This window comes from Alcaligenes sp. Marseille-Q7550, assembly GCF_965112015.1.
Genome location: NZ_CBCOPU010000002.1, coordinates 1212470 through 1231913 on the forward strand (window position 1 = coordinate 1212470; position 19444 = coordinate 1231913).

Consider the following 19444-nt stretch of genomic DNA (forward strand, 5'->3'; position numbering starts at 1 on the left):
ACACCGGCTTATCGGCCTAGCGATAAGCCGGTTTTTTTCATTCAAGATGCGAACCGGCGCGCGCCGGCCACGCACAGCACGGCGCCCAGGGTGACCAGCACCATGCCGATGCTGACGGCCTCTCCCAGCAGGGCGGCCGCCAGGGCCAGGCCCATGAACGGCTGCAGCAGCTGCAACTGCCCTACCGCGGCAATGCCGCCGTGCGCCAACCCGCGGTACCAGAACACGAAACCCAGCAACATGCTGAACAGGGAAACATAGCCAAAGCCCAGCCAGGCTGTCAGGCTTATCGAGCCGAAGCTGGACGGCCAGCGCCAGATCGCCATGGCGGCCATGGCGGGCAGCGACATAAGCAGGGCCCAGCAGATCACCTGCCAGCCGCCCAGCCGGCGCGACAGACGCGCGCCTTCGGCATAACCCAGGCCGCAGACCACCACGGCGGCCAGCATCAGGGAATCGCCCTGCCAGGACGCGTCCAGGCCATCGCGCGCGGCATACCCCACCACGACGGCGCTGCCCAGGAGCGAACACACCCAGAACGCGGGGCGGTGACGCTCGCCCGCCAGCAGCACGCCGAAGGCAGGCGTGCACAAGGGCAGCAAGCCGACAAAGACGATGGAATGGGCCGAGGTGACGTATTGCAGCGCCAGCGCCGTCAGCAAGGGAAAACCGAGCACGACGCCCAAGGCGACCAGGAACAGCGCCGGCAAGTCCGCGCGCTGCGGGCGCGGCGCACGCAGGACCATCAGCAGGACGGCGCCCAGCAGGGAGGCTGCCGCCGCTCGCGCGCCGGTCAGGAAAAACGGGTCGAACCCCAGCACGGCGGCGCGGGTGGCCGGCAAGGACCCCGCGAAAATCACCACCCCGATGAAACCATTGATCCAGCTGACTGCCTTGCTATCCATATGATGCGCTCCGACGATGATGCTTGCCACTACATCACAGCCGTGCCAGCATACCCAGGCACACTCCAGCACAGTTTCAAATAACTGTATTGGTTTACGCACCCATACAGTCTGGACGATCTTCATGAAAACCACCCCGACCCGCATCGATCAGGTCATGCAGGCTGTACGCAGCCGCATCGCGGCCCGCGCGTATTCTCCCGGCATGCGGCTGCCCTCGGTGCGCGCTCAGGCGCAGGCCATGGGCTTTTCCGTTTCCACTATCGTCGAAGCCTACGAGCGGCTGGCGGCGGAAGGCTTGATCGAAGCCCGGCGGGGCTCCGGCTTCTATGTGGCCGGCCCCCTGGCGCCGCTGACCCTGGCCGCCCTGGAGCCGGCCCTGGACCGCGAAGTGGATCCGTTGTGGGTGTCGCGGCAGTCCCTGGAGGCCGACAGCGCCATGCTGATGCCCGGCTGCGGCTGGCTGCCCCCTGACTGGATGTACGACGAAGGCCTGCGCCGGGCGCTGCGCAAGGCGGCCCGAGCTCCCGCGGCCGAACTGACCGACTATGGCTCGCCCCTGGGCCTGGAGCCCCTGCGCCAGGTGCTGGCGCGCCGTCTGGCCAATCTGGACATCGATGCGGCGCCGGATCAGATCATGCTCACGGATTCAGGTACGCAGGCCATAGACCTGATCTGCCGCTTCCTGCTGAAGCCGGGCGATACGGTGCTGGTGGACGATCCCTGCTATTTCAATTTCCACGCCATGCTGCGGGCGCATCGCGCCAAGGCCGTGGGCGTACCCTACACGCCGCACGGCCCCGACCTGGCGGTCTTCGAAACCGCCCTGCGCGAGCATGCGCCGCGCCTCTACATCACCAATTCCGGCATACACAACCCGACCGGCGCGCGCCTGTCCGCCGCCGCGGCCCACAAGCTGCTGGCCCTGGCCCAGGGCACGGACCTGGTGATCATTGAAGACGACATCTTCGGCGACTTCGAAGCCCGCCCGGCCTCTCGGCTGGCGGCCTTCGACGGCCTGTCGCGCGTGATCCAGATCGGCAGCTTCTCCAAGACGCTGTCCGCCTCGCTGCGTTGCGGCTACATTGCAGCCCAGGCGCCATGGATGGACAGCCTGGTGGACCTGCGCACCGCCACGAGCTTCAGCAGCAACCGTCTTGCGGCCCAGGTCCTGATGACGGCGCTGACCGACAGCGGCTACCGCAAGCACCTGGAACACGTCCGGCATAGGCTGTCCCAGGCCATGGACAAGACCTTGGCTCGCTTGCACGCACTGGATCTGCAACCCTGGACAAGGCCGCGTGCGGGCATGTTCGTCTGGGCCTGCCTTCCCCCCGGCCAGGACGCCGTGGCGCTGGCGCGCGCCTGCCTGAAGCACGGAGTGGTGCTGGCTCCCGGCCCGGCCTTCAGCCAGGCTCCGCAGGCGGGCCGATTCCTTCGCTTCAATGTGGCCCAATCCATGGACCCGCGCGTGTTCCAGGTGCTGGAGCGCGCACTGGCGGAAGGCTTGCCGGCGGCTTAAGACGCTGCGCCGCGGCGGGACAGCAAGAGCCCCACGCCGGCCAGCCCCAGCAGGCTGCCGCAGGTCCGGTTGAAAAGGCGCTGCGCGCCGGGCTTGGCCAGCAGCTGGCGCAGATTGCGCCCCATCCAGGCATACAGCGCCACTGCGACGACCTCCATCAGCAGGAACAATACGCCCAGCCAGGCGAACTGCAGCAGGTAGGAGCCGCCCGGCTGGATGAATTGCGGAAAGAAGGCCGTGAAGATCAGGATGGCCTTGGGATTGCCGGCCGCCACCAGGAATTCCTGGCGGGCCAGCTGGCTGATGGGCTGGCCGACCAGGCCCGCCACCGACTGCTGCGAAACCGGCTTGCGCCACAGCTGCACCGCCAGGTACAGCAGATACAAGGCGCCCAGGACCTTGATGCCCAGCAGCAGGAAAGCCGCCTGCTGCAGCACCACGGTCGGGTCAATGGAGGCCAGGGCGATCATGATGGCAAAGGCCGCCAGACGCCCGCCCGCGCCCAGGACCGAGGACCGGAACCCGTAATGCGCCGCATTGTGCACGGACAGCAGATTATTGGGCCCCGGCGCCATGTTCAAGGCAAAGCAGGCGGGAATGAACAGAAGCAAGGTGGTCAGGTTCATGAGATCAACGGGGTGGTTCGGCGAGAGAGTCGGGCGCGTCAGACAAGGCTGACTCCAAGGGCGGATTGGGCCCAATGTAAACAGGCTTGCCATCCTGCCAGACCACAGCGTACTGCCCAAGGCGGCGCTTGCGGTCCAACGCCTTGGCCACCGACTTCCTCAGGCTTTCCAGAACCTTGCGATCATCATCATCATAGAGGGTCATAAACCGGCCTCTCGTCTTAATTGCAAGTACTCGGGCTCTGCAAGCACTTCCAGTTGCTCCCCCCGTTGCACGAATATGGCCGCTGGGGCATCACCACTGTTCAAGTAGCATCGTGCACGATGGACTTTGGGCGCGTACCAGGTAAACAGATTGTACAAACTACGGCCGAAGCGTCGCTCGATCGCCTCGACCGGAATATCGTGACCACCATGGGCCACTCGCTCCGCCACCCTGACCCGTGACATCGCCACACTGGGCAAGGCCAGATAAATCAACTCCACGTGCCAACCTTCCCGCACCAGGCGATCAATCAAGCGCAAATAGCCTCGTCCCGACAGCGTTGTCTCAAAAGCGAAATCTTCCCGCGCCTGCACGCAGCGTTCTATCTCGCTCAAATATAAACGAGATGCGGTTAACTGTTCCCGCTCAGGATTCAACGGCGACAAGCCCGCTGCGATCAGATCTGCATTGACGAATTGACGGCAACCTGCCACTTCTGGCAAATAGTCCAGCGCAAACGTCGTTTTGCCGGCTCCGTTGGGGCCGGCAATGATCCAGCAGATCGGCATATCAGAGAGAGGCGTACTCATAGCTTGAAGCCACAAGCTCCGAGGGTGAACAATGATTCCGGACGAGCTTTCTCCCCTAGTATAGTCATAACCTTCTTTTGATCGGACCCATTGGCGCCGTACAGGCTACAAAATCACCGCGCCAGCCGTGCCGGTGGTCTCGGAGAAGACGCGTCCATCAAGCATATCAAAACCACCCAACAAGAATCTGCCGTCTTATGCGCTGATACTGTTCACCAGCAGATCCGCCGGCCCCAGGGCGGGAGAATCGCCCTTCTTGCCGCGCGCGTCGCGCATTTCCTGAATCAGCAGGCGCTTGTTGTCGCGGCTGCGGTAGGCGTGTTCACGCATCAGGGCTTCGGCGCGGCTGGCCTCGCCGCGGACCAGGGCCTGCAGGACGTCTTCGTGGTCGGTCTGGGCGCGGGTCACGAACGAGGTTGCCAGCCGCGTGGGCACGGTGGCCAGGGCCAGCGAACCGGGCCCGACGAACGGCATCTTGTTGTTGTGCTCCAGTGCCGACACCAGCGCGCTGTTGCCGCAGGCCTGAGCCAGCACATCGTGGAAACGCTGGTTGACCTTGCGCCAGGCCTGCGCGTCCACGGCATGGCTTTCTGCATGCAATGCCTGGTCCACCAGCGCGCGACCAGCCTGCACGGCCGCCTCCAGTTCGGCGCGCGCCTCCGGAGTCAGGCCGGCCTCGGCCACCAGGCGGGCCGCCATGCCTTCCAGCACGCCGCGAACCTCCACGGCGTCGCCGATATCGTCCATGGAAAACACGCGCACGCGAAAGCCCCGGGAGGGCAATTGCTCCAGCAGGCCTTCTTTTTCCAGCTCGGCAAACGCAAGCCGCAAGGGCGTGCGCGACACGCCCAGGCGAGCAGCGTAGTGCAGCTCCGTCAGGCGCTCGCCGGGACGTACTTCTCCGGAAAGGATGATCTCCCGAAGCGCTGAAATAACACGGTCTGTCTGAACGGCCATGGCAGGTCGATAGTGGTTGCGGAGCCGACAGTGTAACTCAGACTGTCGACCACAAAATTGCATGCAAAAAACTTGATGAAGATCAATATTGCATGCAATAATAAATTTAAACAACGATTATTTGACCAAAAACAGAGCCTTGTTCTTATTTTGCATGCAAGGCATTGCAGGAGACGCCATGAAGTTAGCCCGTTTCTCGCACCGGGGCGCCGCTCGCTGGGGGCTGGCGGTACAGGACCGCGTGATTCCCCTGGACGCCGTGTGGCCCACGCTGGCCCAAGGCCTGGCGCAATCGCCGGCCGCCCTGCAGGCCGCCGCTGAACAGCAAGGCCAAAGCGCATTGCATGCAAACGAAGTGCAATGGCTGCCAGTCGCCGAATCCGGCAGCAAGATTCTATGCGTGGGGCTGAACTACGGCCGGCACGTCCTGGAAGGCGGACGCGAGCTGCCCTCCCATCCTTCCCTGTTCCTGCGTCACCTGGACTCTTTCGTGGGCCACGAACAGGACATCATCCGCCCCGCCTGCTCCACCCAGTTCGACTTCGAGGGAGAACTGGCCGTGGTGATCGGCCGGGAGGGGCGCCACATTCCCGCCGAACGGGCCATGGACCATGTGGCCGGCTACACCTGCATGGGCGAGAACTCGGTGCGCGACTTCCAGAAACACACCGCGCAGGTGACCGCCGGCAAGAACTTCGACCGCAGCGGCGCGCTGGGCCCCTGGATCGTCACCCGCGATGAAGCGGGCGCCCCGGAGGCCATGACCCTGCAGACGCGGCTGAACGGCGAGGTGATGCAGTCCGCGCCCGTGTCTGACCTGATCTTCCCCATCCCCGCGCTGATCGCCTACATCAGCACCTTCACCACGCTGCGCGCGGGCGATGTGATCGCCACCGGCACGCCCGAAGGCATAGGCCTGCGCCGCACGCCGCCGCTGTTCATGAAGGCCGGCGACGTGCTGGAAATCGACATCTCCGGCCTGGGCGTGCTGCGCTCGACCGTGGCCGACGAACCAACCGCTTGATACCAAGGAATCCTCATGCAGCAAGATGGCGTTCTCTACCTGACCGAACGTGACGTGGTGTCCGTGCTGGACATGCCCGCCGCGATCGACGCCCTGGCCGGCATGCTGGCCGCCCAAGGCCGCCAGGCCGTCAAGAACGTGCCCAAGGCGCTGGGCACCTGGGGCGACGGCTGCTCCATGCACGCGCTGGGCTCGGTGATGACCGAAGGCGGCCAATGCGGCTTCAAGACCTGGGTGCACACGCCGCGCGGCGGCGGCTCCATGTTCAGCCTGTTCGACGCCGACAACGGCCGCCTGCAGGCCCTGATCGAGGCCCGCGCGCTGGGCATGATGCGCACGGCCGCCATCAGCGGCGTAGCCACCCGCGCTCTGGCCCCGCGCGAGACGCGCGTGGCCGCGCTGATCGGCACCGGCCCGCAGGCCGTCACCCAACTGGCCGCCCTGGCGGCCGTGCAGGAACTGGACGAAGTGCGCGTCTACAGCCCCACCGCCGAAAAACGCGCCGCCTTCGTCGCCAAGCTGGCTCCGCGCTACGGCTTTGCGCTGCGCGACTGCGCCAGCCTGCAAGCGGCCATGGACGGCGCCGGCATCGTCACCACCATCACCCGCGCCACCGATCCGTTCATCACCCTCGAGCTGATGCAGTCCTGTCGCCACATCAATGCCGTGGGCGCCATCCTGCCCGCCAAGGCCGAACTTGAACAGGCCGTGGTGCAGTCCGCCGACCTGATCGTGGTGGACGACAGGGACAACGCCCTGCGCGGCTCGCGCGAATTGCGCGAGCGCTTCGGGGCCGAGGCCGCCGCCTGGGGCGAGGTCTCCTCGCTGAGCGAGCGGCTGGCCCAAGGCATCGGCCGCCCCGATAACGCGCGCTTGACCTTGTTCAAGGGCATGGGCATGGGCCTGTCCGACCTGGCCATGGCCACCACCGTGTATCAGCGCGCAGTCGAACGCGGACTGGGCATCGCCCTGCCCGCCCAGACCCGCCAGAACCTGCTTCTCGATTAAATCTAGTGCGGCCGTCACGGCCCAGAGGAACTCTCATGGAAAAAACGTCTAGCCCCTTCGTGGATGTCAGCGGCGCCGCTCCTCGCGAGCAGAACATGTGGCCGTCCATCGTGATCACCAAGGAATCCATCGATCTGGAGATCGCCCGCCTGCAGGACATCGCGCGCCCTGACAACGGCCGGCGCGCCAGCTTGATCGTGCACCCTCAGGCCACCCGCCCCGGCCTGGGCCTGTCGCCGGGCATCGACGTGACCATCAATGTCCTGAACCCGGGCGAGCGCACCTTCAACCTGCGCAAGAACTCCAATATGGTCGAGATCTGCATTTCGGGCAGCGGCGTGGCGGTCTGTGACGGCACGCAGACCCGCGTCAGCAAGTTCGACGTCTGGAACACGCCTTCCATGGCTGTGCACAGCTACTACAACGACAGCAACGCCCCCTGGGTGCGCCTGTCCTACTCCAACGCGCCGCTGCTGGAAAAACTGGAAATCCACTACGTGGAAGAGTTCGAGGGCGACATCCCGCCGGCCGACGCCGGCACCACGCCCGCCGCCGCCCCGAACAGTTCCAGCGGTCCGCGCGCCCGGGACCTGGCCCTGCGCGAACAGATCACCGAGCAAGGCGCCTGGCTGCTGGGCTACGAATGGCTGATCGACATCGACGTGATCGAATCCAAGTCGCTGCACTGGCCTTGGGAAAAAGTCTCCCAATACCTGCCCAGCGTGGAAGAGATCGACCGCGGCTACAACGGCCGGCGCCTGTTCGTGCTGTACAACCCCGCGACGGAGCGGCGCATCGGCACCACGCACAGCTTCTTCGCCACGATCTCCAGCTCGCCGCCGAACAACCACCACATTCCGCACCGCCACAGCTCCGCCGCCATGAACTATTACCTGCGCGGCCGCGGCTACAGCAAGGTCAACGGCGAGCGCCTTGAATGGAAGGAAGGCGACCTGATCCTGTCCGCACCGGGCTGGGCCATGCACTCGCACCACTCCGGCGACCAGACCACCTCCGCCCTGACCATCCAGGACCATCCGCTGCAGATCGCGATGGAATCGCTGATCTGGCAGGAACGCATCAAGGAACCCATTCTGACACTGGGCCGCCAGGCCGGCTTCGAAAGCAACCGCGCCCAGTTCGTCGCGGCCAAGTAAGCCGCCCGCATCACAGGAACGACATCATGACCACAGTACAGGACACGCTCGCGCTGCGCATGCAGATCCGCGATTTCTACGACGACTACGCCAACACCCTGGACGAAGTGAACCTGGAAGGCTGGGTGGATTACTTCACCGAGGACTGCCACTACCGCGTGATCTCGCAGGAGAACGTCAAGGCCGGGCTGCCGCTGGGCCTGATCTACTGCATGAACAAGAACATGCTGCGCGACCGCGTCACCGCCCTGCGCGAAACCACCATGTACGAACCGCGCACGCTGCGCCACTTCATCAGCGGCGTGCGCATCAACCGTATCGAAGACGGACTGATCCACGCCCAGGCCAACTTCCTGATCACCGAGGCGCTGTCCGACCAGGAACCCACCGTGAACCTGGTGGGCCAGTACCAGGACATCCTGGAGCAGACGGAAGACGGCTTCCTGCTGCGCCGCCGCGATTGCGTGTACGACAACTACCGCATCCGCAACTCCCTGATCATCCCCGTCTGACGCCCCGCCAGGAGAATTTCATGAGCTGCAATCACACTGAACAGGCGCCGCGCGGGGTCGAGGCGCCCATCGTAATCACCCGCCGCTGGCCCGAGGAAGGCTTGACCCGCAGCCCGGCCTGGGTCTACACCGACCCGGCCGTCTACAAGAAAGAAATGGAAGTGTTCTTCGCCGGCGACACCTGGAACTACGTCGGCCTGGAATGCGAAGTGCCCGAAGTCGGCAGCTTCAAGCGCCAGTGGATCGGCGACCGCCCCGTGGTAATGGTGCGCAATGAAGACGGCGAGATCAACGTGATCGAGAACCGCTGCGCCCACAAGGGCGCCCAGATCTGCTGGGAAAACACCGGCAAGGTCACGGACTTCACCTGTCCCTACCACCAGTGGAACTACGACCTGAACGGCAACCTGCAAGGCGTGCCCTTCCGTCGCGGCGCGCTGGGCAAGGGCGGCATGCCCAAGGACTTCGACCCCAAGAAATGGGGCATCAAGCGCCTGCGCACCGTGAACCGCGGCGGCTCCATCTGGGCGACCTTTTCCGAGACCGCGCCCAGCTTCGAGGAATACTGCGGCCCCGACGTGCTGGCCGAGATCGACCACATGCTGCCGGGCAAGAAGCTGACGCTGCTGGGCTACAGCCGCCAGTTGATCCCCAGCAACTGGAAGATGTACCTGGAGAACCTGAAGGACCCCTACACGCCACCTTGCTGCACACCTTCTACATCACCTTCGGCCTGTGGCGCGCTGACTCCAAGTCCGAGTGCATCCCCACCGGCGGCGGCGCCCACAGCGTGATGGTGTCGCACAACGAAGGCAAGAAGAAGACCGAAGCCACGGCGGAAATGGAACGCTTCCGCGACGACCTGCGCATCCTGGATGCAGAGACCGTCACGCCCCGCAAGGAATTCAGCCGCGGCCGCGTGGGCGGCGCCTGGATCTTCCCGGCCGCGCAGTTCGGCATCCAGGCCAACTCGCTCAAGACGCGCCACGTGATCCCGCGCGGCCCCAACGCGCACGAACTGGTCTTCACCTACTACGGCTACGAGGACGACGACGAGGAAATGACCCGCCTGCGCCTGAAGCACGCCAACCTGCTCGGCCCGGCCGGCTTCGTGTCCATGGACGACAGCGAAATGCTCAAGCAGGTGCAGACCGGCATTTCCGGCTATCCGGAAAGCGTCAGCGTGGTGGAGATGGGCGGCCGCGACACCGAACCCGCCGACTACATGGTCAGCGAAGTGCTGATCCGCGCCTTCTACAAGTACTACCGCGAGGCAATGGGACTATGACGACCGAACTGAACTGGATCCTGGCCGCCCAGACCGGCGACATTTCGCCCGACGCCAATACGCTGCGCGTGGTGGTCAACGGCGAGGCCGTCTGCCTGTACCAACTGGAGGGCGGCTCTGTGCACGCCACGCAGGACCGCTGCACGCACGGCAACGCCAGCCTGGCCGACGGCTACATCGAAGACGGCCTGATCGAATGTCCGCTGCACCAGGGCTGTTTCGACATACGCACCGGCAAGGCGCGCACCGCGCCCTGCACCGTCGATCTGAAGACCTACGCGGTCAAGGTCGAGGGCGAGGCCATCTACGTGGCCGGAGACGCCGCATGACCACGGTGGTGATCGTGGGCGCCGGGCAGGCGGGCGGCTGGGCCGCCCGCACGCTGCGCGACCAGGGTTTTGCGGGCCGCATCGTGCTGGTGGGCCAGGAAAGCCATGCGCCCTACGAGCGCCCGCCGCTGTCCAAGGACATCCTGCTGGGTCAAGGTACGAGCGTGGCCGAACTGACCCTGCTGGACGCCGCGGCCATGCAGGCGCTGGATATCGAGGCCCTGCTGGGCCGCCGCGCCCTGCGCATCGACCGCGAGCGGCGCTGCGTGATCCTGGACGACGGCGGCGAGCTGGCCTATGACCATCTGGTGCTGGCCACCGGCGGGCGCGCCCGCCAACTGCTGCCGGAACTGGCGGACCATCCGCGCATGTTCACCCTGCGCACGCTGGACGACGCCCTGCGCCTGAAGGAATCCCTGTCCCGACCCAGCCGCCTGCTGATCATCGGCGGAGGCTGGGTCGGGCTGGAAGTGGCTGCCACGGCCCGCCAGCTGGGCCATGCCGTGACACTGCTGGAAGCCGCGCCGCGCTTGTGCCAGCGCAGCGTCTGCGCCGCCATGTCCGACGAACTGGCCGCCGTGCATGGCGAGCAGGGCGTGGACCTGCGCCTGGGCGTGACCGCCGCGCAAGTACATCCCGAAGGCGAGGGCTTCAAAGCCGTGCTGTCCGACGGCGCCACCCTGTCCTGCACCCACATCGTGATGGCGGCCGGGCTGCTGGCCAACGATGAGCTGGCTGTGGAAGCCGGCCTGCCCTGCCGGCAGGGCGTGGTGGTGGACGAACGCTGCCGCAGCGCCGACCCGTGAATCTATGCGGCCGGCGACGTGGCCTTGCGCCCCGCCGACGGCCAACGCCCCGCCATGCGGCTGGAATCCTGGCAGAACGCCCAGGACCAGGGCATCGCCGTCGCGCAGGCCATTCTGGGGCAGGATGTGCATTACCTGCCCACGCCGCTGGTCTGGTCGCAACAATACGATCGCTTCATCCAGATCTGCGGCCATGTCAGCGAAGCCCGCTCCACGGCGCTGCGCCCCCTGAAACAAGGCGGCAGCCTGCGCTTCTACCTTGATGATCAAGGCATCGTGCAAGGCGTCATCGGCATCAATGCGGGGCGCGACTGGCGCACCGCGCGCGCCTTGGTGGAACGCCAGAGCCGGGCCGACCCGCAGGAGCTGGCGGACCCCGCCATTGCCTTGAACAAACTGTCCCAGGCCCTGGCCTGAATCGGAGCCAAGACATGGATAATCACATTGCCTATACCGCCTGTCTGCAACTGGCCAGCCGCTTCTACCTGAGTCTGGACGCCTCCGATACGGCGGGCCTGCTGACCTGCGTGACGCAGGACACGGTCTGGCACCGCCAGGGCCAGGCGCTGCAAGGCCCCCAGGCCATCGGGCAGGCCTTGGCCGAGCGCCGTGCCGAGCGCATCACCAGCCATCAGATCAGCAATTTTCATCTTGACGCCGAAACGGACGAAGAAGCCGTGGCCCATTACTACGTGACGGTCTACGACAACCAGGGACCCGACGGCGCCCTGCAGCTCAAGACCATTCTGCGCAGCCAGGACCATTTCCGTCGTGTGGACGGCCAATGGACGTTGGTTTGCAAGCGCAGCAGCAAGCATCTTTAACGCAGTACTTTCATCATCCAGAAAAAGGGGGGAGCAGCAGACATGCTCACACAAAAATTCATCAACACCGGCGTCCGCCTGGCGCTGACCGCCTTGCTCGGAACGGGCTTCGCTTTGGGCGCCGCCGCGCAGGCCGCGGACTACCCCGAGCGCGCGATCACCGTGATCGTACCCTTCCCGGCGGGCGGCGGCGGCGACACGCTGGCGCGCATCGCCACCGAAGCCATCGGCCGCCAGCTCGGCCAGACGCTGATCGTGGAAAATCGCCCAGGGGCAGGAGGCAACATCGGCACTTCCCAGGTGGCTCGCGCCAAGCCGGACGGCTACACCCTGGGCTACGGCACCAACGGCACCGGCGCCATCAACCACTGGCTGTACTCCAACCCCGGCTATTCCAACGCCGACCTGGAGCCCATCTCGCGCCTGACCACCATTGCCGCCGCACTGGTCGTCAACCCCGACAGCAAGTACAAGACCGTCAAGGACCTGGTCGACTACGGCAAGGCCAACCCCGACAGCCTGACCTGCGGCTCGGCCGGCAACGGCACGACCTCGCACCTGGCCTGTGAGCTGTTCAAGCAGATGACGGGCGTGAGCATCCTGCACATTCCCTACAAGGGCGGCGCGGCGGCCATGACCGACCTGATGGGCGGGCGCGTGGACCTGCTGATCGACGTGATGCCCAACCTGTCCGGCCAGATCGAAGCCGGCAAGCTGCGCCCGCTGGCCGTCACCATGAAAAAGCGCCTGGATTCGCACCCCAACATCCCGACCATGGAAGAGGCCGGCGTGCCCGGTTATGACGTCTTCGCCTGGGACGCCATCTGGGCGCCCAAGGGCACGCCCACGGAAGTGCTGGACCGCCTGAACGAGGCCGCCCGCAAGGCCATGAGCGATCCCAAGACCGTGGCGATCCTGAAGGCCCGCGGCGCCGACACGGCCCCCACCAGCCGCGAAGAGCTGGCCTCCTTCGTGCAAGAGGAATACACCCGCCTGGGTGAAGTCGTGAAAAAGTCCGGCGCCCGCGTCGACTGATCCCGACCGGCCCGGCTCCCCGCCGGGCCCGCGCCGGCGCCCGCCAGGGCGCCGGCTTTCATACCTGCGCCTGCCATCCTTCAGACAAGAAAGTGGGTTCGGCCACAACCAATCTTCCCGGCCTCGATCACCTGAGTTGCCATCACTAGAGTGATCTATAAAAACAAGTCGCGACAACTCCTTCGCTTGATGGGAAACACACCTGCACAGTCAGCGCCTGTTACGTCATGTGCGGGGCCCACACATTTAGCTTGCTAGCGTAGCCATATAGATACGTCCAACTCTGACCTAGGTGCTTGCTCAAAAAACCAAGACGGTCGCTGACTGTCTGCAAAGCGATATAAACTTGGAACAGCTAAGATACGTGATCCAGCAAACACCAGCTTCAGTACACACATGTCATAGATTGCACACGTACATGTAAGCACCCCCTCTACGTTGCGCCAGCACTTGCATGACTGCGGCGCAGGTGCGCTCTGAAGCATACTGACTATCTTCAGGATCTAGCCCCATTTTGATGACCAAACCTTGCATGTTGCCGAAGGTGATTTATGCCATACTCATGTACAAATGATCTATAAGGCTTGGCAAATCATGCATTCCAACAGAAAAAACTTAGACGCTCAAAAACCTTTTATAAATCAGCCACAACCATTGTTTGCTAATTTTTGCAAGATCCTCAAAAATTAATTTTAAAAAATCTCATAATAGAAAATAATCTTAAATCCCACAAGAAGCACTTTCATATAAAACAAAAAATTAGCATAGCAAGAAAACCTAAAAAGTATTTTTTATCAAAAATATGAAATTGAGATTTAAAAAATATGATCTTCAAAAAAGAAATTAAATTTGATGACGAACTATTTGTTATTTCTGTTAAAAAATCAGATAGAGTTTACTTAGAACTTAATAACCATGAAAGATTTTCTATCGATATATTGATAAACGGAAATCCAATAAATCCAGAAAAAATTATCTACATAGACAATTTTCCAAATTACTTTAAATGCAAATTTTTAATAAGGACAAAAAACCTACCCAAACAAAGCAAAAGCACAACCATTTATATAGCAAAAACAAAAACATCCGCCAGCATTAGAGAGGTTTTAAAATTATATGAAGACAAAGATAATTTAATTGAATATTACAAATCAAATGAAAAAAAAAAATTTATTCATAACATTTGGCGACATACATTCTAAAATTGACAACCTACCCTTTGCGTTAAACTTTATCATCTCTTTAGGTTATGACGTAATCGGAGTCAATCACAACTCAAATCACTATCAAGAGCTATCTTTAGAAAAGTTTAAACAAATCTTGAGCCCCTATGCTCTCGGATTAAATACTTATACTTATGGATATTCGCTAGGCGGTTACTGCGCTCTATATTACGCAAGCGCTTTTCAATCTACAGCAATATCAATGGCGCCAAGAAATTCAATAGACCCAATTATGATAGAAAAATTTGGAAAGGTTTTTCCAAAATTACAAATGAAACATGATTTTTTTAGCAATATAAAAACAAGCGAAAGAGCCGCGTTTATTTTTCTGGATCTAAAATACAAAAAAGACTTAATTTATTTTAACGAAAGGATTCTTGGAAATTTCAAAAAAACATTTATCATCAACTGCCACGGAACTAGACACAGCGTCTTAAGGCACTTAGTAGAAACAAAACAAATAAAAGAAATATTCAAATCAATACTTGATAATAAAGAAATAGAAATAGATGACAATCTAAAAAGCTCAGTAAGTTATTTTTTAGAATCAAAATCAAATTTTTTAAATAAAAATTACTTGAAAGCCAAAGAAATAATAGACCAAGGGATATTAATTTACCCAAAATCAAAAGATCTAATAGAACTTGAAAATGAAATAAAAATAGCTATGTCAGAAAATTGACACCAGCAAGAAATTGCAAAAAAATTGGCTGCCAAACCCATTTACTACTCTTAGGTGTCAAGGCCATAAAAAAATATTTGATGCGCTCTGAGCCTCCTACAGAATCGTCCGATTCCCGTTGCGGTCCATTTCGAACACCTTGAACTGCTGCAGATAATGCCGCAGCCACAGGGACGCCTGGCCCAGTTGCGCCTGGCGGGACCACAGCAGATCCACGCCCACCACCCAGTCCGTGTGCGGATAGGCCTGCAGGGGCAGCTCCACCAGTTCGCCCGACTCGATCTCGCGCAGGATGGACTGGCGCGGCAGCGTCGTCCAGCCCAGGCCGGCGCGAGTCATCTCCAGCAGGGCCGAATAGCTTTCCGCCTGCCAGCTATTGCCCGCCTCCAGGTATTCCGTCGAAGGCAGCCGGTGGCCATGGGCCGCAAAGGCCAGCCGGCGATGCGCGCGCAGCTCGGCAAAGCTGATGGAGGCGCGCCGGGCAACCTGCTGCTGGGCCTGGCCACCATCGTCATCACCCTCTTCATCCACGCGCGCTTCTCCGGCTTCGTGGGCAATCTGTCGGTGCTGATCGGCCTGCTGTGCGGCACCGCCCTGGCCATGCTGATGGGCTACACGGACTTCAGCCGCGTCGGCCAGGCGGCCTGGTTCGAGCTGAGCCCGCCCTTCGCCTTCGGCATGCCCGAGTTCGCCCTGGCGCCCACGCTGGTGATGATGATGGCCATGCTGGTCATCATGGCCGAGACGACCGGCAACGTGCTGGCCATCGGCAAGATCACCGGCAAGCCCGCCAGCCAGACCACGCTGGGCGACGCCTTCCGCGCCGACGGCCTGTCCACCATGCTGGGCGGCCTGTTCAACAGCTTTCCCTACAACGCCTTCACCCAGAATACCGGCCTGATCGCCATGTCCAACGTGCGCAGCCGCTACGTGGTGGCCGCCGCCGGAGTGATCATGATCCTGATGGGCCTGTTTCCCAAGCTGGGCGCGCTGATCGCCACCATTCCCCGGCCCGTTCTGGGCGGCTGCGCCATCGTCATGTTCGGCATGACCACGGTGGCCGGCATCCAGGAGCTGAGCCGCGTGAAATTCGAAGGCACGCGCAACGGCCTGATCGTGGCGGTGTCCGTCAGCGTGGGCGTGCTGCCCATGTCTCTGCCCGCCCTGTTCCAGCGCGTGGAAGGACCGCTGAAACTGTTCGTGGAAAGCGGCATCTTCCTGGCCGCCATCACGGCCATCGTACTGAACCTGCTTCTGAACACCCGCGAAACCCTGGCGGCCGCCGGCGCGTCCGACGATCCCGCCGCCCCCACCCTGACACAAGAACAAGGAGCCCAACATGGATAACATCGTCACCTCGTCCGCCGGCCTGAGCGCGCGCGACATGGAACTGCTGCGCCAGACCATCACGCTGTCCGAAGAGTCCAAGGCCCGCGGCCGGCATCCCTTCGCCGCCCTGGTGGCCGACAAGGACGGCAACATCATCTGCACCGCGGGCAACAATTCCATGCCGCCCGAAGGCGACCCCACCCAGCACGCCGAACTGCGCGCCGCCGCGCAGGCGGCCCGCCTGCTGCCGCCCGAAGCGCTGGCCGACTGCACCCTGTACACCAGCGCCGAACCCTGCTGCATGTGTTCGGGCGCCATCTACTGGTGCGGCATAGGGCGCGTGGTCTACGCACTGGCCGAAGAGAATCTGCTGGTGCTGACCGGCGACCACCCCGAGAATCCCACCTTTTCCCTGCCCTGCCGGGAAGTCTTCGCGCGCGGCCAGCGCAAGGTGAGCGTGTTCGGTCCCCTGATCGAGGACGAAGCCGCCGCACCGCACCACGGCTTCTGGAAGTAGATCTGCACGGCCCTGCGCCCGCGTCCGCCACGCGGGCGTAGACCCCGACGTCAGCAGGTGCTTCACGCCACAGGCGCGGGACAAGGATTACAATCCTCCGGGCGTGCGGCCCATGGGGACCGCAGCCTACCCGCCCCTCTCATGTCTCCCAAAGACCTACGCGATCTGTTCATGCTGGCTGCCATCTGGGGCAGCTCGTTCTTGTTCACGCTCAAAGCGGTACCCGCCTTCGGCCCCTTCCCCCTGACCGTCGTGCGCGTGGGCGCCAGCGCCATCGCGCTGATGAGCTACCTGTCCCTTACCGGACGCCTGAAGGTCTTCCTGGACAACTGGAAACCGATTTTCGGGCTGGGCATCCTGAACGCCGCCGTCCCCTTCGCCCTGTACGCCTACGCCGCCCTGCGCCTGGAGTCGGGCCTGCTGGCCGTGCTCAATGCCATGGCCCCGCTGTTCGGCGCCCTGGTGGCGCGCCTGTGGCTCAAGGAACGCCTCTCGCGCAGCCGCATCCTGGGCCTGTTCGTGGGCTTTCTGGGCATTCTGATCCTGGTATACGACAAGCTGTCCTTCACGCAGGGGGCGCAAGGCTGGGCCGTGCTGGCCTCGCTGCTGGCCACGGTGTTCTATGGCATCGCCGCCAATTACACCGCCCGCTATCTGCGCGGCGTGGAGCCGCGGGCCGTGGCCGCCGGCAGCATGGTCAGCGCCACGCTGGCCCTGCTGCCCTTCGCCCTGATCTGGTGGCCCGGGCAGACGCCCCCCCTGGCGTCCTGGGGCGCGGCGCTGTCCCTGTCCCTGCTGTGCACGGCCGTGGCCTACCTGATCTTCTACCGCTTGCTGGCCAATGTGGGGCCGTCAAAGACCATCACCGTTACTTTCCTGGTGCCGCCCTTCGGCGTGTTCTGGGGCACGCTACTGCTGGGCGAGGCGCTGACGCTGCAGATGCTGGCCGGCATGGCCACCGTGCTGCTGGGCACGCTGCTCGCCACCGGCGTCATCGGCCGGCGCAAGGCCGCCTGAAGCGGCGCGGCTCTATTCGTCCAGCGCGTCCTGCGCCTGGGCGTGCAGCCAGGCAGCGTAGCGCTCCTCCAGGACGGAGCGCAGAACCTGGTAGGAATCCCAATCGTCGGGAACGTGGTAGATGGACGGCAGCGCCGCACTATCCAGCGTCTCCACGTAGTCATCCAGATAGAACTGATCGTAATAGAAGTCGGAAAATGCCCGGCCCTGGGGCGTCATGTGCTCGCCGAGCAGCTCGTCGCCACAGCACATCTGCAGCAGTTGGGAGCCTTTGATCATGTGGTCGTGGCATTGCCGCACCTCGTTCGGGAATTGCGCGACCAATTCGTCCGACAGCAAGCGGCGGGATACCAGCCAGGCTCAGAAATGTGTATAAGAGTCAGGACCCATGTGCGTGCGGCCGCCTTCGGGGCCCAGGTCCTGCGGATAGTCTCCCCCGACATGCCACTCCAGGGCGTCGTATTTCACATGGTTGGAAGATGGCGTTTTCACGGCTTTACCTCCTTGAAGATGCGAAAGATGGGAAACCGGAACCGGCCCGGTTCAAACCAGTATATCGGCGGCCCTTGGCAAAAGTGTGACCACCTGTGAAGAACTTGGTTGACGCATGACGCACGCGCTCCCATGCAGACAGGCCGCCCGCAGGCGGCCTGTCTGCAGGACCCTGGTACAGCTTCAGGCCCGTTCGAAGATCCCCGCCGCTCCCATGCCGGTGCCTATACACATGGTCAGCATGCCGTACTTGAGCTTGTGGCGCTGCAAGGCATGAACGACCGTGGCGGCGCGCATGGCGCCGGTGGCGCCCAGGGGGTGGCCCATGGCGATGGCCCCGCCCAGCGGATTGACGCGCGCCGGATCCAGGCCCAGGTCGCGGATGACGGCCAGGGACTGCGCGGCGAAGGCTTCGTTGAGCTCGATCCAGTCCATCTGGTCCTGCTTCAGGCCGGCCAGGGCCAGCGCATGGGGCACCGCCTCCTTGGGGCCTATGCCCATGATCTCGGGCGGCACGCCGCGCACGGAAAAAGTCACGAAGCGCGCCAGCGGGGTCAGGTTGTGCTCGCGCAGGGCGCGCTCCGATACCACCAGCAGCACGCCCGCCCCGTCCGAGGTCTGGGAGCTGTTGCCCGCCGTGACCGAACCCTTGGCCGCGAAGACCGGCCGCAACTTGGCCAAGGCCTCCAGGCTGGCGTCGGGGCGCGGCCCCTCGTCGCGGCTCACCACCTTGACCTGCTCGGCCACCTCGAAGCTGTCCAGGTCGGGCTGGCGGCGGGTCACGGTGACGGGCAGGATCTCGTCTGAAAACTCGCCCGATTCCCAGGCCTTGACGGCCTTCTGGTGCGAGGCCAGGGCGAAGGCGTCCTGGTCCTCGCGCGAGACTTTCCATTCACGGGCCACTTCCTCGGCCGTCAGCCCCATGCCGTAGGCAATGCCGTAGTTTTCCTCGGACGCGAAAATCTCCGGGCTGAACGTGGTGTTCACGCCCATGACGGGCACCTGGCTCATGGATTCCACGCCGGCCGCCAGGATGATGTCCGCCTGGCCCGTGCGGATGCGGTCGGCTGCGATGGCCACGGCGCTCAGGCCCGATGCGCAGAACCGGTTCACCGTCATGCCCGGCACGGTATAGGGCAGGCCTGCCAGCAGGGCGGAGATACGCGCCACGTTGAAGCCCTGCGAGCCTTCCGGCAGCGCGCAGCCGGCCACCAGATCCTCGATGGCGGCGGGGTCCAGGTCGGGCAGGCCGGCCAGGGTGTCGCGCACCGCGCCGGCCAGCAGTTCGTCGGGCCGCAGGGAGGAAAACACGCCGCGCGGCGCCTTGCCGATGGGCGTGCGCTTGGCGGCCACGATATACGCTTGTTGCAATGTCATGTCAGCTCCTTGATCGGGC

22 protein-coding genes and 3 pseudogenes are annotated in these 19444 nt (G+C 62.8%); 16 read left to right on the forward strand and 9 right to left on the reverse strand.

The window, feature by feature from the left end; translation table 11 throughout:
- Positions 1-41 precede the first annotated feature (41 nt).
- Positions 42-905, reverse strand: a complete 864-nt coding sequence (locus ACWPWO_RS15115) for a DMT family transporter (RefSeq protein ID WP_454007276.1) — start codon at positions 903-905, stop codon at positions 42-44.
- Between the two features lie 124 nt (positions 906-1029).
- Between ACWPWO_RS15115 and ACWPWO_RS15120 the strand changes: the two genes are divergently transcribed.
- Positions 1030-2427, forward strand: coding sequence for an aminotransferase-like domain-containing protein (locus ACWPWO_RS15120; protein ID WP_454007277.1), 1398 nt, complete (start codon positions 1030-1032; stop codon positions 2425-2427).
- Here ACWPWO_RS15120 and ACWPWO_RS15125 read toward each other — a convergent pair.
- The 4 genes from ACWPWO_RS15125 to ACWPWO_RS15140 all read right to left on the reverse strand — a co-directional run bounded on the left by ACWPWO_RS15125 (position 2424) and on the right by ACWPWO_RS15140 (position 4805).
- Positions 2424-3053, reverse strand: a complete 630-nt coding sequence (locus tag ACWPWO_RS15125) for a LysE family translocator (protein WP_454007278.1) — start codon at positions 3051-3053, stop codon at positions 2424-2426. The two genes, ACWPWO_RS15120 and ACWPWO_RS15125, sit on opposite strands and share 4 nt — an antisense overlap.
- A gap of 4 nt (positions 3054-3057) precedes the next feature.
- On the reverse strand, positions 3058-3258 hold the full coding sequence (locus tag ACWPWO_RS15130; RefSeq protein WP_454007279.1) for a hypothetical protein: 201 nt from the start codon (positions 3256-3258) through the stop codon (positions 3058-3060).
- A complete protein-coding gene (locus ACWPWO_RS15135) occupies positions 3255-3848 on the reverse strand; it encodes an AAA family ATPase (RefSeq protein ID WP_454007280.1) in 594 nt (197 codons plus the stop codon). The genes ACWPWO_RS15130 and ACWPWO_RS15135 overlap by 4 nt, the downstream gene beginning before the upstream one ends.
- A gap of 195 nt (positions 3849-4043) precedes the next feature.
- Entirely contained in the window at positions 4044-4805 is a 762-nt protein-coding gene (locus ACWPWO_RS15140) for a GntR family transcriptional regulator (protein WP_394062423.1), read from the reverse strand.
- A 178-nt stretch (positions 4806-4983) separates the two neighbouring features.
- Between ACWPWO_RS15140 and ACWPWO_RS15145 the strand changes: the two genes are divergently transcribed.
- The 11 genes and pseudogenes from ACWPWO_RS15145 (at position 4984) to ACWPWO_RS15195 (ending at position 14693) form a co-directional block, all read left to right on the forward strand.
- Entirely contained in the window at positions 4984-5829 is an 846-nt protein-coding gene (locus ACWPWO_RS15145) for a fumarylacetoacetate hydrolase family protein (RefSeq protein ID WP_454007281.1), read from the forward strand.
- Positions 5830-5844: 15 nt separating this feature from the next.
- Entirely contained in the window at positions 5845-6837 is a 993-nt protein-coding gene (locus ACWPWO_RS15150; protein ID WP_454007282.1) for an ornithine cyclodeaminase family protein, read from the forward strand.
- Positions 6838-6872: 35 nt separating this feature from the next.
- Positions 6873-7994: a cupin domain-containing protein gene (locus ACWPWO_RS15155; protein WP_454007283.1), complete on the forward strand. Its 1122-nt coding sequence runs from the start codon at positions 6873-6875 to the stop codon at positions 7992-7994.
- A 26-nt stretch (positions 7995-8020) separates the two neighbouring features.
- A complete protein-coding gene (locus ACWPWO_RS15160) occupies positions 8021-8506 on the forward strand; it encodes an aromatic-ring-hydroxylating dioxygenase subunit beta (protein WP_394062431.1) in 486 nt (161 codons plus the stop codon).
- A gap of 20 nt (positions 8507-8526) precedes the next feature.
- Positions 8527-9794, forward strand: a pseudogene (locus ACWPWO_RS15165) (Rieske 2Fe-2S domain-containing protein).
- Positions 9791-10123, forward strand: a complete 333-nt coding sequence (locus ACWPWO_RS15170; protein WP_454007284.1) for a non-heme iron oxygenase ferredoxin subunit — start codon at positions 9791-9793, stop codon at positions 10121-10123. The pseudogene ACWPWO_RS15165 and the gene ACWPWO_RS15170 overlap by 4 nt, the downstream one beginning before the upstream one ends.
- Positions 10120-10929 (forward strand): NAD(P)/FAD-dependent oxidoreductase, encoded by an 810-nt coding sequence (locus tag ACWPWO_RS15175; RefSeq protein ID WP_454007285.1) that lies wholly within the window; start codon positions 10120-10122, stop codon positions 10927-10929. Before ACWPWO_RS15170 ends, ACWPWO_RS15175 begins: the two co-directional genes overlap by 4 nt.
- A gap of 18 nt (positions 10930-10947) precedes the next feature.
- Positions 10948-11346 carry an oxidoreductase C-terminal domain-containing protein gene (locus ACWPWO_RS15180; RefSeq protein ID WP_454007286.1) on the forward strand — a complete coding sequence of 133 codons (399 nt, stop codon included), beginning with the start codon at positions 10948-10950 and terminating at the stop codon, positions 11344-11346.
- Positions 11347-11360: 14 nt separating this feature from the next.
- Positions 11361-11753, forward strand: a complete 393-nt coding sequence (locus tag ACWPWO_RS15185) for a nuclear transport factor 2 family protein (RefSeq protein WP_454007287.1) — start codon at positions 11361-11363, stop codon at positions 11751-11753.
- Positions 11754-11795: 42 nt separating this feature from the next.
- The gene (locus ACWPWO_RS15190; protein WP_454007288.1) at positions 11796-12788 is read left to right on the forward strand and encodes a Bug family tripartite tricarboxylate transporter substrate binding protein; all 993 of its coding nucleotides are present in this window, start codon (positions 11796-11798) and stop codon (positions 12786-12788) included.
- Between the two features lie 1137 nt (positions 12789-13925).
- Entirely contained in the window at positions 13926-14693 is a 768-nt protein-coding gene (locus ACWPWO_RS15195; protein ID WP_454007289.1) for a hypothetical protein, read from the forward strand.
- 96 nt (positions 14694-14789) lie between these two features.
- Here the strand turns inward: ACWPWO_RS15195 and ACWPWO_RS15200 are convergent, their stop codons facing one another.
- On the reverse strand, positions 14790-15224 hold the full coding sequence (locus tag ACWPWO_RS15200; protein ID WP_454007290.1) for a substrate-binding domain-containing protein: 435 nt from the start codon (positions 15222-15224) through the stop codon (positions 14790-14792).
- Here ACWPWO_RS15200 and ACWPWO_RS15205 point away from each other — a divergent pair.
- The 4 genes and pseudogenes from ACWPWO_RS15205 to ACWPWO_RS15220 all read left to right on the forward strand — a co-directional run.
- Positions 15135-16040 (forward strand): solute carrier family 23 protein, encoded by a 906-nt coding sequence (locus tag ACWPWO_RS15205; RefSeq protein WP_454007291.1) that lies wholly within the window; start codon positions 15135-15137, stop codon positions 16038-16040. The genes ACWPWO_RS15200 and ACWPWO_RS15205 overlap by 90 nt on opposite strands.
- The gene (locus ACWPWO_RS15210; protein ID WP_394062448.1) at positions 16033-16539 is read left to right on the forward strand and encodes a nucleoside deaminase; all 507 of its coding nucleotides are present in this window, start codon (positions 16033-16035) and stop codon (positions 16537-16539) included. Before ACWPWO_RS15205 ends, ACWPWO_RS15210 begins: the two co-directional genes overlap by 8 nt.
- A gap of 171 nt (positions 16540-16710) precedes the next feature.
- Positions 16711-17028 (forward strand): annotated as a pseudogene (locus tag ACWPWO_RS15215) (EamA family transporter); the annotation flags it as partial.
- Positions 17029-17184: 156 nt separating this feature from the next.
- Positions 17185-17556, forward strand: a pseudogene (locus ACWPWO_RS15220) (DMT family transporter); the annotation flags it as partial.
- A gap of 12 nt (positions 17557-17568) precedes the next feature.
- Here the strand turns inward: ACWPWO_RS15220 and ACWPWO_RS15225 are convergent.
- The 3 genes from ACWPWO_RS15225 to ACWPWO_RS15235 form a co-directional block, all read right to left on the reverse strand.
- Positions 17569-17910 carry a DUF7832 domain-containing protein gene (locus tag ACWPWO_RS15225; RefSeq protein WP_454007505.1) on the reverse strand — a complete coding sequence of 114 codons (342 nt, stop codon included), beginning with the start codon at positions 17908-17910 and terminating at the stop codon, positions 17569-17571.
- A 6-nt stretch (positions 17911-17916) separates the two neighbouring features.
- On the reverse strand, positions 17917-18048 hold the full coding sequence (locus tag ACWPWO_RS15230) for a hypothetical protein (protein ID WP_454007292.1): 132 nt from the start codon (positions 18046-18048) through the stop codon (positions 17917-17919).
- Between the two features lie 183 nt (positions 18049-18231).
- Complete coding sequence (locus ACWPWO_RS15235; RefSeq protein WP_454007293.1) at positions 18232-19425, reverse strand: acetyl-CoA C-acyltransferase; 1194 nt, start codon at positions 19423-19425, stop codon at positions 18232-18234.
- Positions 19426-19444: the final 19 nt, after the last annotated feature.

Excerpts from the sequence above, each read along its gene's own strand:
- ACWPWO_RS15155 (WP_454007283.1), top strand. The coding sequence starts at position 6,873 with ATGGAAAAAACGTCTAGCCCCTTCGTGGATGTCAGCGGCGCCGCTCCT.
- ACWPWO_RS15205 (WP_454007291.1), top strand. The coding sequence starts at position 15,135 with ATGCGCGCGCAGCTCGGCAAAGCTGATGGAGGCGCGCCGGGCAACCTG.
- ACWPWO_RS15175 (WP_454007285.1), top strand. The coding sequence starts at position 10,120 with ATGACCACGGTGGTGATCGTGGGCGCCGGGCAGGCGGGCGGCTGGGCC.
- ACWPWO_RS15185 (WP_454007287.1), top strand. The coding sequence starts at position 11,361 with ATGGATAATCACATTGCCTATACCGCCTGTCTGCAACTGGCCAGCCGC.
- ACWPWO_RS15115 (WP_454007276.1), bottom strand. The coding sequence starts at position 905 with ATGGATAGCAAGGCAGTCAGCTGGATCAATGGTTTCATCGGGGTGGTG.
- ACWPWO_RS15130 (WP_454007279.1), bottom strand. The coding sequence starts at position 3,258 with ATGACCCTCTATGATGATGATGATCGCAAGGTTCTGGAAAGCCTGAGG.
- ACWPWO_RS15140 (WP_394062423.1), bottom strand. The coding sequence starts at position 4,805 with ATGGCCGTTCAGACAGACCGTGTTATTTCAGCGCTTCGGGAGATCATC.
- ACWPWO_RS15120 (WP_454007277.1), top strand. The coding sequence starts at position 1,030 with ATGAAAACCACCCCGACCCGCATCGATCAGGTCATGCAGGCTGTACGC.
- ACWPWO_RS15190 (WP_454007288.1), top strand. The coding sequence starts at position 11,796 with ATGCTCACACAAAAATTCATCAACACCGGCGTCCGCCTGGCGCTGACC.
- ACWPWO_RS15125 (WP_454007278.1), bottom strand. The coding sequence starts at position 3,053 with ATGAACCTGACCACCTTGCTTCTGTTCATTCCCGCCTGCTTTGCCTTG.
- ACWPWO_RS15135 (WP_454007280.1), bottom strand. The coding sequence starts at position 3,848 with ATGAGTACGCCTCTCTCTGATATGCCGATCTGCTGGATCATTGCCGGC.
- ACWPWO_RS15210 (WP_394062448.1), top strand. The coding sequence starts at position 16,033 with ATGGATAACATCGTCACCTCGTCCGCCGGCCTGAGCGCGCGCGACATG.
- ACWPWO_RS15170 (WP_454007284.1), top strand. The coding sequence starts at position 9,791 with ATGACGACCGAACTGAACTGGATCCTGGCCGCCCAGACCGGCGACATT.
- ACWPWO_RS15160 (WP_394062431.1), top strand. The coding sequence starts at position 8,021 with ATGACCACAGTACAGGACACGCTCGCGCTGCGCATGCAGATCCGCGAT.
- ACWPWO_RS15235 (WP_454007293.1), bottom strand. The coding sequence starts at position 19,425 with ATGACATTGCAACAAGCGTATATCGTGGCCGCCAAGCGCACGCCCATC.
- ACWPWO_RS15150 (WP_454007282.1), top strand. The coding sequence starts at position 5,845 with ATGCAGCAAGATGGCGTTCTCTACCTGACCGAACGTGACGTGGTGTCC.
- ACWPWO_RS15145 (WP_454007281.1), top strand. The coding sequence starts at position 4,984 with ATGAAGTTAGCCCGTTTCTCGCACCGGGGCGCCGCTCGCTGGGGGCTG.